We start from the raw sequence: 16,725 nt of genomic DNA, 5'->3' as shown, positions 1-16,725 counted from the left end.
AATTGAATTAGGGTTCTTTTGTCGTCCGAACTTCTTCGAATTGACCATCAAAGACTTGTTTACGGTCAACTTTAGTTTTCTTGGTTGCCTTATCAAAAGTTTCTCGATAAGGATCCATTTGTTCGTTTAAGTTAGCAAACATGCGGCGGGCCTTACGGCGTACATAAAATACACCAACAACCATCATTAAAATGATGAAAAATAATAGACTCATCTAGATCCTCCTTTATGATTAAAACCAGTTTAATATGTTGACCATACAATTAGCTTAAAATCCATGCGGTTATCTGTCATTTCATTACGATAAACCTAGCTTGGTTTATCTAACACTATTTTACACCAAATGCTGCAGATCCGTCACATGCTTTTTTTACAATGACTCTGGCTTTTTAACTCCGGTCACTGCTTCCATCCCCTCGCGTGTCACCACAAGTTGGCGACCAAACTTACGGATGGAACCCTCTGGAAATTTCTCGGGGTATTTAAAATACATTTGCCTGACATAATCACTGGCTTTACCCCAAGCTTCAGCTGCTGTCTTTGAATCCATAATGTCGCTATCATTTAAATTAATCATCTAATTCTCCTGATGCCAAGTTTGTTCGGCGTTCATCAATCAGTCCCTGTAGCTCATCCAGATCCTCACTCATCGCTTGTTTGCGGATAAACGAGCGTGATGTTGAACGATTGCGTAAGAACTTCGCTCGTTCACGGTTGTTTTCTTGCCATCTCTTATTAGCTTCAGTTTGCTTGTTTACTTCAGTCATGCTATTCCTCCCAGTCGTTAAAATAAAAACCAAGTTTCTTGTGACAGAAACTTGGTTCATTTTTTAAATTAACGGTCTTGCTTGTTCTTCAACATTTCAACGTCACGAGCAATTTCTAATTCTTCGTTCGTTGGTACGACCAAAACCTTAGCGGCTGAATCATCAGTTGAGATAATCTTTTCTTCACCACGGGTCTTGTTCGCTTCAGGATCAATCTTGATTCCCATGAATTCAAGACGGTTGATAATCTTCTCACGGACTTCAGCAGCATTTTCACCAATTCCAGCTGTGAATGTCAAAGCATCAACGCCGCCCATTTCAACATAGTATTGACCAATGTAACGGACAACACGGTCGATAAAGATATCCATTGCCAACTTGGCGTGTTCGTTGGTTTCTTCAACTTCTTCCAAGTCACGCATGTCAGAAGACAATGTTGAGATTCCAAGCAAACCTGACTTGTTGTTCAAGATGTACAACATTTGTTCGTTGGTAAGCCCTTCGTGTTCTTGGATGTAGTAAACCAATGAAGGATCAACGTCACCAGAACGTGTTGCCATTGTGATTCCAGCTAATGGTGTGAATCCCATTGATGTATCCAATGACTTTCCGTCCTTAACGGCTGTGATTGAAGCTCCGGCACCCAAGTGCAACGTAATCAAGTTCATCCCTTTTAGGGGTTGTCCCAAGATTTCTGAAGTACGTTCTGAAACATAACGGTGTGATGTTCCGTGGGCACCATACTTACGTGCCCCATACTTTGTGTAGTATTCGTATGGTAGTGAATATAGGTAGTTTTCACGTGGCATTGTTTGGTGGAAGGCTGTATCAAATACGGCAACTGAAACAGCATCTGGCAACAATTCACGGAAGATTTCGATACCCGCAGCATTGGCTGGATTATGCAAAGGCGCATAAGCAGCCAAACGGTTAATCTTTTCCAAGACTTCGTCATCAACGATAACAGACTTGTTAAACCATTCTCCACCGGCAACGACACGGTGTCCAACACCAGTGATTTCAGATAGGTCAGCCACAACTTGCTTGTCGTTGAATTGTTCGAGCATTTCTTCGATGGCTGCACGATGGTCTGGGAAGGCCTTCAAAACTTCAGTCTTCTCACCATTATACTTTAGGGTAAAGACCCCTTCATCCATACCAATGCGTTCAACTTGTCCCTTGGCAATGACCTTTTCGGCTGGCATTTCCAATAATTGGAATTTCAATGAAGATGAACCAGCATTAATCGCTAATGTTTTAGACATGCTTAAACTCCCTCGTTTTCAAATATATTTTACATTTCAAATCATTCACTTGCCACCCACTCCATTGGAGCTGGCTTTAGTTGCTGGCACTAAGTGCCTCTAACTAATTATATAGTTATCTGCGGTCAGTTACAATTCAAAATGCTAAGAAAGCGGTAAAACCAACCATTTTTTTCGTAGAAATGAAAAAAGACATGGGCCGTAGCGCATGCCTTCATTTTAATTAATCCAAAATTGAATTATTTACGTTTAATTCGTTAATCTTCAACATTGTATCAACAGCCTGCTTCATCACACGTGTTGAAACATATTCGAAGCGTCCGTGCATGTTTTCCGCACCGGCAAAGATGTTTGGTGTTGGCAAGCCCAAGAATGTAATCTTTGAACCGTCAGTTCCACCACGAACAGGTTCGATAATTGGTTCGATATTCAAATCAATCATCGCTTGTTCTGCCAAATGTACAGGTTGCATGTTGTCCTTTAGGACTTCACCCATGTTGTAGTATTGGTCGTTCATTTCTAGCTTAACGCGGTCTTCACCAAAGTCATTGTTCATTTCGTCAACGATGCTTTGCAACAAAGCCTTCTTCGCATTGAACTTTGCACGATCATGATCACGGATGATGTATGACATGCTTGCTTCATCAGGTGTTCCGTTCAACTTCAACAAGTGGAAGAAGCCTTCGCGACCTTCAGTATGTTCTGGACGATCATGTTCTGGCAACTTGTTGTGAATATCAATTGCAACTTGAAGCGCATTAATCATCGTATCCTTGGCATCCCCAGGGTGAACATTCAATCCTTGGATCTTAATGTCAGCTGAGGCAGCTGAGAAAGTCTCCCATTCCAATTCACCAACTGGTCCACCATCCATGGTGTAGGCAAAATCAGCGCCAAATTCCTTAACGTGGAAGTGGTCAGCTCCAGTTCCAATTTCTTCATCAGGACCAAATGCGAAGTGCAAATCACCGTGAGTGACTTCAGGGTGATTCACCAAATATTCAGCAGCACTGACCAATTCAGCTACCCCTGACTTATCATCTGAACCAAGTAATGTTGTACCGTCAGTTGTAATCAATGTGTGGCCAGCATACTTCTTCAAGCTTGGGAAAGCTTCAGGTGAAAGAGAAAATTCATCGTTTAACTTGATAGTTGATTTACCATCGTAGTCTTCAACAAATTTAGGATTAACGTGTTCTGAATTAAAATCAGCTGTGTCAACGTGAGAAATGAATCCAATTGAAGGAATATCATCATCAACATTGGCAGGCAAATCAGCAAATAGGTACCCATCATCCATCGTACGCACATTTTGCAAACCGATTGACTTCAACTCTTCAGCCAAATCTTTTAAGAAGGCAACTTCTTTTGGATCTGAAGGCACTGTTGTTGAGTCTTCATTTGAACGGGTATTTACTTTGGCATAACGCACAAAACGATCAACCAAATTTGGGTATGTTGCTGCAATTTCTGTTAATTCACTCATGAATCTACCTCTTTCTAAATATAAGTATAAGGATCAGTATTGGTTTCTGATGGAAAAACATCAGATAACTGCCATCCATTACTATTTTGCCACTTTTTGACTAAAGTCGCCATCCTTGGTTTTGCATTTGCTTCCATGTGATGATCTGGATCGATGGCCACTAAGTCGTGGGCGAGCATATCATGACCTGTGTGATAGTACACATCAGCCGTCACAAAGGCATCAGCACCCTGTGCTTTTGCCTGCAAATACTCATCCCCACCATCGCCACCAAGCACGGCAATCCGTTGAATCTTTTTTTCCATATCGTTGGCAATCACACGAACATGGGCCACTTGGAATGTTTCACGCACTAATTGGGCGTACTCAGTTACCGTGACTGGTGCATCAAGCTCACCAATACGCCCAATGCCCGTTTGTCCATCAGCATTTGGTAATAATGGCTTCACATTATTGGTAATCATTAAGTCTTCTGCGAGCCAATCATTCATTCCTGGATAAGTTGCATCTAAATTTGTATGTGCCGCATAGACGACAATATGATGTTCAATCAATTTTGCATACATTGCATTTTGTGGATCACTTAAATCAAGATTCTTCGGTGCGTGAAACATCATGGGATGGTGTGCAAAGATAAAATCAACATCCCGTAAGATTGCTTCATCCACGACTTCTGGACGAACATCAAGGGCCGTCATGACAGTATGAATTTCTTGATTTGGGTCGCCTAATTGTAACCCAATTGGATCACGTTCCCACGCCAATGTCTTCGGTGCATAGGCTTCAATTTGATTCATTAACTCACACGCCTGCATGTGCTAAGACCTCCTTAATTCGCGCCACTTGACCAGCATAATTCTGATAAGCTTCGGCTTCGGTTTGGTTTACGTCTTCAAGTTGTTGCATGATTTTTTCCATGCGTCCTTGTTCACGTTCCCACTTTTGGCGCCACATCGCATCATTTTTGACCATATTAACCGGACCAAAGGCAAGTTGCATGTCATCATAATCAGCTGAACCTGGCTCAGCGACCACAACTTCATAATAATGACCATCGTCGAGCAAGACGCGTTCATCAGTAATCTCATAGTGGTTTGCTTGAAGCCAACTGCGTACCGCATCCACATCAATGTTTGGTTGCAAAATCAGGCGTTGGTAACTTTCAGCAGAACCAGCTGCTAAAATTTGTTGAATCAACCGACCACCCATTCCAGCAATGACCACTGTATCAATGCGATCTTCGGTATGAATCGCAGCTAATCCGTCAGCCAAGCGTGGGATTAACTTATCATTCAAATGGTGCTGATTAATTTCTTGTTCCGCGTTTTCCAAAGGTCCTTGGGCAACTTCGCCTGCTACCGCAAACTTGATTCGCTTATTCAAAATTAAGTTAGCAGGTAAATAGGCATGGTCTGAACCAATATCGGCCAGACGTGCGCCGTCCGGGACATACGCCGCCACAGTCGCTAAGCGGTCTGATAAGTGCATTGCATCCATTTTTATCACTCTCGTTTCATCAATTTAATTGTATTCATTTTAACACACATCAGCCCTTGATGGCGCTGGGTTCAGTCCGAAAAAAAAGCTAGCCGCAGCTAGCTTTTTTGTTTAATATAAGTTGGTTTCGTCGTCTTGCAAATCTTGAATATCTTTTTCTTCCAACATTTCCAAATCATCTGGCACAACATTCAAATACAAACGTAATGTCTCTTTGTCAAATGTCTTCTCACCACTTTCTCTAAAGAAGTAATAAGCATCCTTCAAGAAACTAGCGTCAGTATCGAAGTATGGCAAAGCAGCTTGATAGTACTTATCCGCCATATCAAAGTCTTCAATACCAGCATAACTCTTCGCAAGATTACGGTACATGGCTGGATCAATATCAGCTTCATCATCTGCCAAATAGTCATTTAGCAAATTGATGTTTTCTTCATATTGCTCATGCAAGGTTAGCCAGTCTGAGTAATCCAGAGTCAATGTCACATCTTCAGGATTATGTTCCAAACCTTCCTTGAAGAAACTTTGGGCTTCGTTTGAATTACCCAGACGCTCACTCACAATGGCAGCACGCTCGAACATCTTAGGATTGAATTGATCAATCGCCAAACCATTTTGATAAGTTTGCAATGCTTCCTCATCACGATGTTGGTGTTCATACAATTCACCTAGTGGTTCGTACAACGTACTGTAATCTGGGTCAATCTTTTGCAAGGCCTCGAATGTATCAATCGCCTTATCATGTGTTTCCTCATCGGTCGCATACAACATCGCCAATTGGAAACGAACATCTGGGGTCATGCTGGTTTCTTCAATTTGCTCAAGGTAACCCAAAGCGCGCTTAACATCCCCAACCAAGGCATAGGCCACCCCAATCCGTGACGCAATATCAACACCTGAGAAATAACGTTCATCCATTTCAAGCAGTGTTCGGTAATAGGGAATTGCTTGCTTATAATCCGCTGAGGCAAAATAGTATTCGGCCAAGGCAAATTGGATCACGGGTTCGTCTGGAGCGAGCTCGTATGCCTGCTTTAACTTGGCTTCGGCTGACTCAAAAATCCCTTCAGATTGATACAAATCAGCTAATACCAAAAGTGCTTGCAAATAAGCATCAGAATCCGGTTGGATTTCCGTCAAATAATTCATTGCCGTTTCAGTCTCACCCTCATCAATGGCAATATCCGCTAGTGCGGCACGTAATTCATCGGCATCTGGGTACTTATCCAACAACTTCTGATAAGCGCGCTTGGCTTGGTTTGAAAAACCAAGCCCGTATAATTCTTCGGCTAAGGAATAAATGGTGTCATCATCATCATGACGTAATGCTAACGCATATGATTTCTTGGCATCTTCCGTTTGACCTAGTTCTAACTCATTTAACATGCGTTCTGCATAACTTGCCATTCACTTGCCCCCTTAAGTAAGTAATCGTTCACTTATCTGTTTGTGTCTGTGTTGCTTTTTGGCGCGCTTTGGCTAGTAATGCCTCGCGTTGTGCTTGCTTATCTGCTTGTGAAACTTGACCTTTACTAGCTGCCCCACGGGCAAAATCGTTTGATTTGATACTACCTTTTGTTGACATATTAACTCACCTTCATTAATTCTTGTCCATCTAGTATACGCTAATTTAAGGAAAAAAACTACCACACTAAGCGAGCTGATAATGAATCGCACTCTGCCCATTACCCATCTTTTTAACCTGCAGTTGCTGTGGGATTTGTTGTTTCATACTTTCTACGTGCGAAATGACACCAACGAGACGGCCCATTTGTTCCACATTTCCGAGAGCTTCCATGGCTTGTTCTAACGTTTGACCATCAAGCGAACCAAACCCTTCATCAATAAAGAGGGCTTCAATTTGTGCCCCACCGGCACGCATCTGGACCACTTCGGCCATTGATAACGCAATTGATAAGGCAGCAATGAATGACTCTCCACCAGATAACGTACTCGTGCTACGACGTTGATCGGTTTCTTGATCCATCACATCAATCTCCAAACCATTTTGGTTGGAACGTCCACTAACCGTCTCACCTAATTGGAAGTAGTAGCGATTACCAGAGAACTGTTGAATGAAATGCTCATTCGCATAATCCAATACCGCTGTCAAGAAACTTTGCAACACATAAGGTTCCAAACGCAACTTGGCTGCATTATCACCATCAACTGCTTCCGTTAAGGCAATTAAGTCGACATTCTCAGCTTGTAACTTTTCAATTTGGGCATTCAAGTCCAAAACCTGTTGCTGCTGTTGCTTTAATTGCGTCACAAGCAACGTTTGGCTTTGCACCAAGGCTTGTTGTTCGGTTAATGCCCGTTCCGCTTGGGCCAACGTTTCAGTTAACTTATCTAAATCAGGCGCAACTTGCTCCCCCAACTTCGTCTTTAACTCTGCCAACTCTTGCCCCACGTAACTACGTTCATTTTCATAACCTTGCACAGCCGTTCGAAGTTCCTCACGCGAATCATGCGCTTGCAATGCTTCCATCGCAACGGCAAACGTTTGGCTCGTGTATGCTGCTTGGCCTTGGATTAAGGTAAGCAGATCCTGGTGTAAGTTAGCTTGCACCTGTAGCTGCTCCTCAAGTTCACGTGTTTGATTTTGTTGTTGTTCGCGATTCGTTGCTAAGCGTCCGGCAATGTCGGCCTGTTCCGCAGCCAGTTCAGTTTGCTTTTGCTGGTAGGCTTTAAGCGCCGGTTCCAACTGTGCCAGCTCTTCTGTATAACTTGCCACTGTTGCTAATTCAGCATCAAACTTAGCCAAGCGGACTTTTGTCTCCGCAACTTGCGCCGTAAAGCTTTTCTGCCGTTCTTCGGCCTTCGCTAACTCTTGATTAACTTCATTTAACTCTGTTGCAATCGTGTCGGCAGTTTGTTGCAGTGTCTTTACTGTGGCTTGCTTGGCGGCTAAGGTCGCTTGCAACTCGTCAAAGGCAACCTGTAGGTCCTCCGTTTCGACGAGCGTATCCAAGCCACTGGTTGTTGCTTGTTCTTGTACGGCGCTCAGTTGAGCATCTTTTTGTTGCTTAATGTCGGCAAGTTCGGCTTCAACTGTTTCAACCTGGCTTGTGGCTTGCTCCAGCTTAACCGAAATCGTATTTTCAGCTTGTTGCGCTGACATCAACTGACTTTCAGCCTGATCAACTGCATCCATTGCCTCACGCAACTTCTGATTCGTACCTGCATTACTTTCAGCTTGATGTTCCGCCTGATGCTCATAAACAACCCCACAGACTGGGCAAGGTTCGCCTTCTTGCAAATCCGCCTGTAGTTGGGCGACTAAGGCTTGCGTCCGAAGGTGTTCTTGCGCTTGCTTAGCTGCTTGCGCCTGTGCAACTTCAGCTTGTGCATCACTTAGGGCTGTTTTCAACTCAACTTGTGTCTGCTCAACCTTTTCCAAAGCAGTTTGTGTCTTACCTTGTTGTTGATCTAAATTTGCCAGTATTTGTAGCGGCCCTGCCAATTGTTGTAACTGCTGCATTTGCGCATCAATGTCAGCTAATTCAGCCTGGGCTTGTTTATTTTCAGTTTGACGCTCCAGTACTGCAACTTGGGTTTGCTTATTTTCTTGGACCTGACGTTCAGTCTCCTGAATCTGGTGCTGCAAATCGCTCAACGTTGCTTCAAACTCTGCCTTTTGTTGTGCAGCGGGCAACAGCTCACTTTGAATTTTTTGCAGACGGATTTGCTTTGCGTGCATGTCATCAGCAAGTTCATTTTGTTCAGCAACCGCTGCATCAACTTGAACTTGTTGTTGGTGCAACTTTTCGTATTGTTGCCTGGTTTGACCCAGTTGCTGATTAATCCGCTCAAGTAATTGCTCATTTTGTGTAACCGCTTGTTGCCAGCCTTGTTGTTCGGCTAACCAGTTTAACTGAGTTAACTCGGTTTGCTTTTGCGCAATCTGTTCTTTTTGCAACTCAAGTTCAGCTAATTGCTGATCCAAAGTCGCTTTTCGCTCAAATTGGCTTTGCACAAGTTTAGCATCATTGAGGTTTGTCTGAGCGTCATCACGGTGTTTTTGCACATCCGTCAAGGTTGCTTCCAACTTTTGCGCTTGTTGTGTTTGTTGCGCCAAGACATCCGTCAAAGTGGCCAGTTTATCTGAAAAGCCACCCTCATATGCTGGTTGTTCATCCAAAATTTTTTGGTCAAAGACATTATCGCGTTGTGCCACCAACTGTTTCGTTGCGTCACGTGCTTGGCGACTTTGATCTTTTAAGTCACTCGTAAAAGCTTCAAAGATTTCACTGCCATACAAACTTCTTAAAATGGTTAGTTTTTCATCACTACCAGCTGCCAAGAAGTCTCGAAACTGATTTTGAGGCAACAAAATAATTTTACGAAACTGATCGTCCGTTAAATGTAACAATTGCTGCACAGCGCTATTCACATCACGTTGTTTGGCACCAATCGTTTTAATGGGTGTTGATAAGGTCTCATCCATTTCGGCAAAGCTAGCCGTTGGTTTATGTTCAATTAAGTCACCACTCTTAGCCGTTTTACGTTTTGGCGTCACCATTTGTTTAGGCGTCCGCTTGGCTTCGTAATAGTGTCCATTGTGTTCAAAATAGAATTGCACTTCGGTTAATTGATCACCTGTTGCAAATTCACTACGCATTTCTTCAGGTTGTCGCTCCCCGGAAGTCGTGCCATACAAAGCATATGTCATGGCATCAAACATCGTCGTTTTTCCTGCACCAGTATCACCACTGATGAGGAACAAGCTGGACTCATCGAATTTACGAAAATCGATTTCTGTTTCCGCATAAGGTCCAAAATAATTCATTTTTAATTTAATCGGACGCATCTTAATCCTCCTGTCGTTCCAAACGGGTTAACGTTTGATCAATGATTTCAGCCTGATGGTCAGTCAACCTAGCATCTGTGACATTCTCATAAAATTCACGAATTAAATCTTGATTAGACTGTTCAGCCCGTTCCGTCATTTTATTCGCCCGGCTAATACTCTGTGCCTGACTCTGTTTGAATTGGATTTCGACAATTTCACCATAGATGGCATTCAATTGGCTTCTTAAATCCGTCACTGCTGGTCGGTCAGTCATTTTGATACTAAAGAGATTCGCCCCTTGGCGCTCGTATTGTTGATAAAATTCTGGATCAATCAACGTATTGAAATCAGCTTCCAACAAAATTAAATCTTTTTCCGGCTCCAAAGGTACCCACTCTGATGTCACACCATCCGCATTGACATCTACGATAAAGACCCCTTTTTCACTCTGAGCCTCTTTCGTATTAAATTTAATGGGTGAACCAGAATACTGGACAGTTTCACTTGGACTGGCCTGCTTGAGATGGAGATGCCCTAACGCGACATAGTCAAACGCATTAAATTGATTCACATCAATACTCTTTAAACCACCAGCCTTCGAATTCGTTTCACTAGTTAGGTCATAATCTTCATTTTGCTTACCTGCCACATAATAATGACTCACCAAAATGTGTTGCTTATCTGGTGCAAAATTAGCCTGCATATCAGCGACGACGCGATCCATCACTGCATTGATGGTCCGTAACTCGTTTGATTCATTACTAATCCCGTAATAAACCCGGGCCTCTAACGGATCGATAAAGGGCAACATAAAAATTTGCGTATCTCCGAATTCAATTGGCTCAAACGCCTCCGCCAACGTCGTGCGTAAAAAGAATTTGTTATTTTCACGCCACTTTTTCCCTGCCCCCAAGCGAGTTGGTCCATCATGATTCCCAGATACAGCAAAAATAGGGAACTTAGCTTCGATATTCATTTTTTGCAACATTGACTCTAACGTATTCACCGCATCAACGGGTGGAATACTTCGGTCATATAAATCTCCTGCCAGTAAAATTGCATCGACCTGCTTATCTTTTGCAATGGCTAAGGTCTGTTCAAAGGCTGTCTTTTGTTGCTCCAACAGGGAATAATCCCCGAGTTCTTTCCCGATATGCCAATCGGCCGTATGTAAGAATTTCATAATGGCTCCTCTTTCGACTAAAAAAACGCTGTCAATCACTAAAAATGATTACAACGTTTCTCTGATTATTATAGCGTTGCCCGTACTTCACGGTATTGCTCTGCAATGAACGCATGTGACGCATTTAATTTTTCTAATTCTGCTTCAGTCAAATCCAATTGGCATTGTTCGACAACACCCTCGCGACCAATAATTGCTGGATATGATAGATATGCTTCGTATTCTGGACGCAAGTTTGATAGAACGAGTTCTTCACGCGCATCTGACATAACCGCTTTCGCAATCCGGATGGCTGAAGTTGCAACACCATAACTGGTAAAGCCCTTACCATTCACAATGTCATAACCACCCTTACGTGCTTGATCACTAATTTCATCAAGGTCAAGACCACGCGCAGCGGCAAGTTTTTTCATTGGTTGCCCTAAAGCACGCACTGTTGACCATGCCACGAATTGTGTGTTTCCGTGCTCACCTAGGTTATACCCCGAAACTGAGCGTGGGTCAATATTTAACTTAGCTCCCACAATGCGTTGCATCCGCGCCGTATCTAACAAAGTTCCTGTTCCAACAACGTGACTTGCTGGTAATCCAGTCACATCCTTGAATAACGTTGTAATCACATCAACTGGGTTTGAGATGACAATCAAAACCCCTGTAAAACCAGAATTTTTAAGATCAGTTCCAACTGAAGTTACCATTGAACTCGTAAATTTAAGCTCTGCAAAACGATCCCCAGTTGGATTGTTTTGTTGCATCGCCATATTTCCCAAAGTTGAGATAACAACATCGGCATCAGCTAATGCTGACCAATCATTGATGGTAATGTTCGCATGTGTTTCCAAGTTAGCCATTGCGTCTTCAAAATCAAGTTGATTTGCAACAGCCTTCGCCTCACCACGGTTGATAAAGACGTAGTCATCAGCAACACCTTGTGCAATCAATCCGTGCGCAATCGCACTCCCAACACTTCCCATTCCAATAATTCCAATTTTACGTGACATGATATATCCTCCATTAATAAAACAAGTATACTAAATCACAAATGCAAAATATATAACATGAAATAAAGTCTAATCTTAAACTCATAAAATTCATTACTTTGTAAAAATACGATCCGCCTTAATGACAAGTAATGTAACGCTTACGAGTAACACCACAATTACGGTATACACAATATTTTGTACACTACCTGCTGGGTTAGCCTGAAACGCTTGACCATATAAGGTTGGACCAAAGGCAGAAATGAAATAGCCACCTGACTGGGCCATCCCGGACACCGTTGCCGTTTGAAAGGGTGTCGTCGTCTTAGCTGCAAACATTGTCATGGCGATAAGGAAGAAGAAAGCAGTGATACTCCCAATCATCAACGCCAATGCTAGCCAAAAGCCAACTGCACTCGTGTTTTGATTAAATAACATCACGGCGGTTAACAGACCAATTAGTCCCATAAATAAGACACAGCCTGCTAAACCACGCTTCGTCAAACGCACAATGAGGTTTGGCACTAACAAAGAGACGAACATCCCAATAATTGAATAGAGCGCCATGATCCAACCGATATTGCCCGCACTAACGTGATGGTACGCCATCAAAGATGGCATCCATGCGACAAAGGTGTAATTTAAAATGGCTTGAAACCCAAAGACCAAAAGCAAAGCCCAAGCCCGGGGATTGCGCCATACATGTAGTTTTGGTTCTTGTGGACTACTTTTATCAAAATCATCGGCTGGCTCTTGCACTACCGGTTCTGCAAAACGACTTGCAACTAACCATACCCCCAGCGCTAAGGCAGGAAGTAAGACTAGAATCCACATCATCGCATGCCAACCCCATTTTGCCATGACCGGTGCTGTCAGCACATTAAACACGGCTGTCCCGAGCATATTCGACATCGTATAAATTGAAGTATAAAGCCCAATTTTTGTTGGGAAGAAAGCCATGACAAAAGAAGGCATGAAAACATTCAAGTGCGCAATCCCTAGCCCAATTAGAACGGTCCCAATAAGCATCATTGGCATATTGGTCACGACACGGCAGAGCGATCCAAGTAAAATCATCGCAACTGCAAAGGCCATCGCCCGTTTCAGCCCCATTAGTTGCATCGTTTTGGCTGCAAAATTTGAAACCAATACGAACATAATTAACGGGATTGTTGTCAAAATGCCCAATTGACTCGTTGCCACATTGAGACTTGACGCGATTTCGTTCAACATTAGCGGTAATGTTGTGACAGGCGCCCGCATATTCATCCCAATTAAGACAACGCTCAAACTCAATAAGACTAAAACACTTAACTTATACTTTTTTTGCACAATGAACTCCCAATTCTGATTAAATAATATCCGCTTTAGCTAGTAAACTTTGAATTGGTTTGTTTACAATCAAGGGGACAATAAATCCAACCAAAACTTGCATCATATTCCCGGGAATATCACTAGCTGTTGCTAAGAAAGCTGCGGACCATGGCATCGCCATGCCGCCCATCAACCACATCAACATCGCTCCGGCAAGCCAGTACCCCAATACCATGATGGCTCCACCAATCAGGGTTGTAATGAGTTTGCCCTTCATCTTTTTTCCACCCGTACCAAATACATACCCTTCAGTCCCATGAATGATCAATGACATAATCATCCATTGAGGATATCCAGCGATTAAATCGAGCAATAGCCCTGTGACGCCTCCGACAACTGCCCCACCACGTGGACCGAAGTTCCAGGCGGCAATAAAAATTCCAGCTTCCACGAGCGACACAAATCCTGCTCCTGTTGGACTTGGTAATTTAACAACATAACTTAACGCTAAGTTCACTGCAATAATGACGCTTAAAACCGTCAGCTTTTTAATTTTCATCAATTTTTCCTTCCCGAATTGCCCGTTGTGCACCTTGCCAAACGTTTCCAATATCAAATGATTGATTTAGCGGTACCCCATGCGCGATACCTGCGTGCACGAAGGCTTGTGCTTTTTGTACAGCATCTGCTAAAGGTTGCGCCTGGCCCAGATTACTGGCAATGGCCGCCGATAATGTGCACCCAGCCCCATTATTCGTCTTAGCGGTTAACTTAGGTTGTGTGTAGATGGCTTCAAAACCCGTTTGCGTAACCAGTACATCTGAAACTTGATTACCTGCTAAACGTGTGCCACCTTTAGCATATACAGCCTGACTGCCCAGCTGTAAGATTTGTTTAGCAGCATTCGTTAAATCTGCACTAGAATGAATGGGTTGTCCTGATAATAATTCAGCCTCTGGTAAATTTGGTGTCACCACCGTTGCTATGGGCAACAAGTTCGTTCGCATCGCTTGTACCATTTTCGTTGTATCCGCATCATCCGTTTCTTTAAACACCATCACCGGATCGACAATGGTTGGCGTATCCTGCACATGTTCTCTTAAAAAATTAGCAACTAACTCTATATGTGCTTGTGATGGTAATAATCCGATTTTTACAGCTGCAATATCCTCTAAGGCAAATATGGATTGCATTTGTTCCAACACAAGTTTGGGTGCGACAGGATGAATCGTAAAATCGTCATCAATTACCGTTACAATACTCGTTATCACACTCAAACCTTGAAAATAATACTCATCAAAGGTTGCTAGATCGGCCTGGATGCCACCACCTGCCAGACTATCAGAGCCTGCAATCGTCACAATTTTTCTAACCACCATTTCATCATGCTCCATTTTTTGTTTAACTTCATCTTACCTTAACTGTGAGCTGACTAACAAGATACGATTTTAAGAAAAGCTCAAAAGTTTACAGAAAGCCAAGCTTTATACGACTGGTTAACTTTATTTTTTGCTTACATTTTAGAAAAAAGCGTTATAATACAATTATTGCTTAGTTTACTAAGTCCCCCTTTAATTTAAGTATGAAAGAAGTTCCTCAATGACTTTAAACACGACAGATGCTTTGAATTTTCTCATCGCGGTCAATCTTATTTGTTTAATACTTTTATGTATTCCTCGTTTGATTGCTAGCATCCATGATCATAATCGATATGAGACTTATTTGATGATCGTACTCTTTATCATGTTAACCGTCATGACCATCTATTTTTATAATTGGAATTATTCACGCCCGGATTATACGCAACTCTTATCCTAAACGACCTAATTTTCAACAAAAAAAACACCTACCAGGTAACCCTGATAGGTGCTTTTTGTATAATTTCTTACCACCAACCGTTAGCTTGACGGAATGAAATGGCATTTTCAACTGAACCGTAACGTGAAGTTGCGTAGTTAACCATACCCTTAGTTTGTTGTGCAACTGAACCAGTTCCCCAACCTTCCTTAGTTTGACCTAATCCACGGTACCCGTTTGGTGAAATGGCATTAGGGTTTCCACCTGATTCTGGGCGAACAATTGTGTGCCACATTGCAGCAGTTCCACCGTTAGCAATAAATTCTTCATAAGTTGAACCTGACCCAGCTGGTGCAGAAACTTGTGCAGGTGCAGCTGACTTTTGAACAGGTGCCGCAGGAGCTTGCGTAGCAGCTGGTTGTGCAACGGGCGCAGCAGCTTGGACTGGTGCTTGTTGTGCAGGTGCAGCGACCGGAGCAGCTTGACCTTCAGTTTCAAGTGTTTCACCAGCAAAAATCAAGTTAGGATCTGTAATTGCGTTAATTGCTGCAAGGTTTTCAGTTGTTGTCCCATGTTCTTGAGCGATTCCGGCTAGCGTATCACCACTCTTAATTGTAATTTGGTCAGCTGAAGCAGCAGTTGAAGCACCAACTAATCCAGCAGCAGTTGCCCCAGTTAAAATCATAGCTTTTTTGATATTCATAATCGAAACTCTCCTTTAAAACGTCTTTTTTAATTTTTTAATTTATTTTTTATATGTTGCTTATCAACAATGAATACTATAACGCTAACCCGCTCACTTTGTGTATCAGAACACTTAACGTTCTATTACAACTATTGCAAAACTTAAACACACATACCTGATGAAATGCGTATTAAAGTGTTTAGCTCGCCTTTTTACGTCTGTAATATATTCTTTCAATTTTTCAAAACTTTTTGCTTGCCTGTGACAGATACAGCCCAATTCAAGGTGATCTTGCTTCTTTTCCTAAGTTTATGACCTTTATTTTAAGCTGTGCCTGTGACACAAATCAATATAACTGACAGCCATCGTTATATTGGATAGTTTCAACCATTGACTAAAACTTGAAACACGCTACACTCAAAGTAGCTGTATTTTACATATAAATTCGATAAAAATACGTGCAATCCTGAACCACGTTAAAAGCTGCCAGGAGTATGAATATGTTCGAAAAATTTATGCAGAATAAGACCTTATCAATTTCAGCAATTCTTGAATTGATTATGATTGTGCTACTTTTCCGTCCAATGCAATCTACATTAGACTTAAAAAATAGCGTCCGCGATAACTTATCATTCACCACTAAAGACATGTTCCACCTTTCTAGCTTTGTGGGTTGGCTCGTCTTAGCCTTGCTTGTGATTTCAGTGGTGACGATCCTCATTACCATCTTCACGAACTACACGTTGATGCAAACGATCGCAACAGTTACTGGTGCCTTAGCCTTTTTAGTTCTTGTTTTCCAAGGCGTCGTCATGTGGTTAGGTAATTTATTCAAGGATACCCGTTTAATTTCAATGACCGGTACTTACTGGATTCTATTGATTTTGGCATTGCTTGTGGCGGCACTTTTGATTTTCAAGTACCGTTCAAATGAAAATGCTTAAGTTTTAAAATTA

Annotated in this window: 17 protein-coding genes; 1 reads left to right on the top strand and 16 read right to left on the bottom strand. The window is 42.4% G+C overall.

The genetic code is table 11. From position 1 onward, the window contains the following. Positions 1-7: 7 nt before the first annotated feature. The 16 genes from D3P96_RS06175 to D3P96_RS06105 form a co-directional block, all read right to left on the bottom strand. Positions 8-214 (bottom strand): hypothetical protein, encoded by a 207-nt coding sequence (locus tag D3P96_RS06175; protein WP_124943504.1) that lies wholly within the window; start codon positions 212-214, stop codon positions 8-10. 156 nt (positions 215-370) lie between these two features. Further along, positions 371-577 carry a helix-turn-helix domain-containing protein gene (locus tag D3P96_RS06170; RefSeq protein ID WP_124943503.1) on the bottom strand — a complete coding sequence of 69 codons (207 nt, stop codon included), beginning with the start codon at positions 575-577 and terminating at the stop codon, positions 371-373. Beyond that, on the bottom strand, positions 570-767 hold the full coding sequence (locus D3P96_RS06165; protein ID WP_124943502.1) for a hypothetical protein: 198 nt from the start codon (positions 765-767) through the stop codon (positions 570-572). The genes D3P96_RS06170 and D3P96_RS06165 overlap by 8 nt, the downstream gene beginning before the upstream one ends. A 68-nt stretch (positions 768-835) precedes the next feature. After that, positions 836-2,032: an acetate/propionate family kinase gene (locus D3P96_RS06160; protein WP_124943501.1), complete on the bottom strand. Its 1,197-nt coding sequence runs from the start codon at positions 2,030-2,032 to the stop codon at positions 836-838. Positions 2,033-2,255: 223 nt separating this feature from the next. Beyond that, positions 2,256-3,518, bottom strand: a complete 1,263-nt coding sequence (gene pepT / locus D3P96_RS06155) for a peptidase T (RefSeq protein ID WP_124943500.1) — start codon at positions 3,516-3,518, stop codon at positions 2,256-2,258. Between the two features lie 14 nt (positions 3,519-3,532). After that, positions 3,533-4,333, bottom strand: a complete 801-nt coding sequence (locus tag D3P96_RS06150) for a Nif3-like dinuclear metal center hexameric protein (RefSeq protein ID WP_124943499.1) — start codon at positions 4,331-4,333, stop codon at positions 3,533-3,535. Further along, positions 4,320-5,015 (bottom strand): tRNA (adenine(22)-N(1))-methyltransferase, encoded by a 696-nt coding sequence (locus D3P96_RS06145; protein ID WP_124943498.1) that lies wholly within the window; start codon positions 5,013-5,015, stop codon positions 4,320-4,322. Before D3P96_RS06145 ends, D3P96_RS06150 begins: the two co-directional genes overlap by 14 nt. A 111-nt stretch (positions 5,016-5,126) precedes the next feature. Continuing rightward, positions 5,127-6,422 carry a tetratricopeptide repeat protein gene (locus tag D3P96_RS06140; protein WP_124943497.1) on the bottom strand — a complete coding sequence of 432 codons (1,296 nt, stop codon included), beginning with the start codon at positions 6,420-6,422 and terminating at the stop codon, positions 5,127-5,129. A 28-nt stretch (positions 6,423-6,450) separates the two neighbouring features. After that, positions 6,451-6,600: a hypothetical protein gene (locus tag D3P96_RS08370; RefSeq protein WP_185696105.1), complete on the bottom strand. Its 150-nt coding sequence runs from the start codon at positions 6,598-6,600 to the stop codon at positions 6,451-6,453. Between the two features lie 66 nt (positions 6,601-6,666). Then, on the bottom strand, positions 6,667-9,828 hold the full coding sequence (locus tag D3P96_RS06135) for an AAA family ATPase (protein WP_124943496.1): 3,162 nt from the start codon (positions 9,826-9,828) through the stop codon (positions 6,667-6,669). Between the two features lies 1 nt (position 9,829). Then, entirely contained in the window at positions 9,830-10,993 is a 1,164-nt protein-coding gene (locus D3P96_RS06130) for an exonuclease SbcCD subunit D (protein WP_124943495.1), read from the bottom strand. 68 nt (positions 10,994-11,061) lie between these two features. After that, complete coding sequence (locus tag D3P96_RS06125; RefSeq protein ID WP_124943494.1) at positions 11,062-11,994, bottom strand: L-lactate dehydrogenase; 933 nt, start codon at positions 11,992-11,994, stop codon at positions 11,062-11,064. A 93-nt stretch (positions 11,995-12,087) separates the two neighbouring features. Next, positions 12,088-13,305 carry an MFS transporter gene (locus D3P96_RS06120; protein ID WP_244919076.1) on the bottom strand — a complete coding sequence of 406 codons (1,218 nt, stop codon included), beginning with the start codon at positions 13,303-13,305 and terminating at the stop codon, positions 12,088-12,090. Positions 13,306-13,324: 19 nt separating this feature from the next. After that, positions 13,325-13,846, bottom strand: a complete 522-nt coding sequence (locus D3P96_RS06115) for an ECF transporter S component (RefSeq protein ID WP_124943493.1) — start codon at positions 13,844-13,846, stop codon at positions 13,325-13,327. Beyond that, positions 13,836-14,666 (bottom strand): bifunctional hydroxymethylpyrimidine kinase/phosphomethylpyrimidine kinase, encoded by an 831-nt coding sequence (locus D3P96_RS06110; protein ID WP_432422548.1) that lies wholly within the window; start codon positions 14,664-14,666, stop codon positions 13,836-13,838. The genes D3P96_RS06115 and D3P96_RS06110 overlap by 11 nt, the downstream gene beginning before the upstream one ends. A 506-nt stretch (positions 14,667-15,172) precedes the next feature. Continuing rightward, a complete protein-coding gene (locus D3P96_RS06105) occupies positions 15,173-15,787 on the bottom strand; it encodes a LysM peptidoglycan-binding domain-containing protein (RefSeq protein ID WP_124943492.1) in 615 nt (204 codons plus the stop codon). 482 nt (positions 15,788-16,269) lie between these two features. On the opposite strand from D3P96_RS06105, the gene D3P96_RS06100 reads away from it, so the two are divergent. Continuing rightward, the gene (locus D3P96_RS06100) at positions 16,270-16,713 is read left to right on the top strand and encodes a hypothetical protein (protein ID WP_124943491.1); all 444 of its coding nucleotides are present in this window, start codon (positions 16,270-16,272) and stop codon (positions 16,711-16,713) included. Positions 16,714-16,725: the final 12 nt, after the last annotated feature.

Origin of the sequence: Weissella viridescens (genome assembly GCF_003862435.1) — a bacterium.
GTDB classification, from domain to species: Bacteria; Bacillota; Bacilli; order Lactobacillales; family Lactobacillaceae; genus Weissella; species Weissella viridescens_A.
This window is presented reverse-complemented; position numbering and strand designations above follow the sequence as displayed.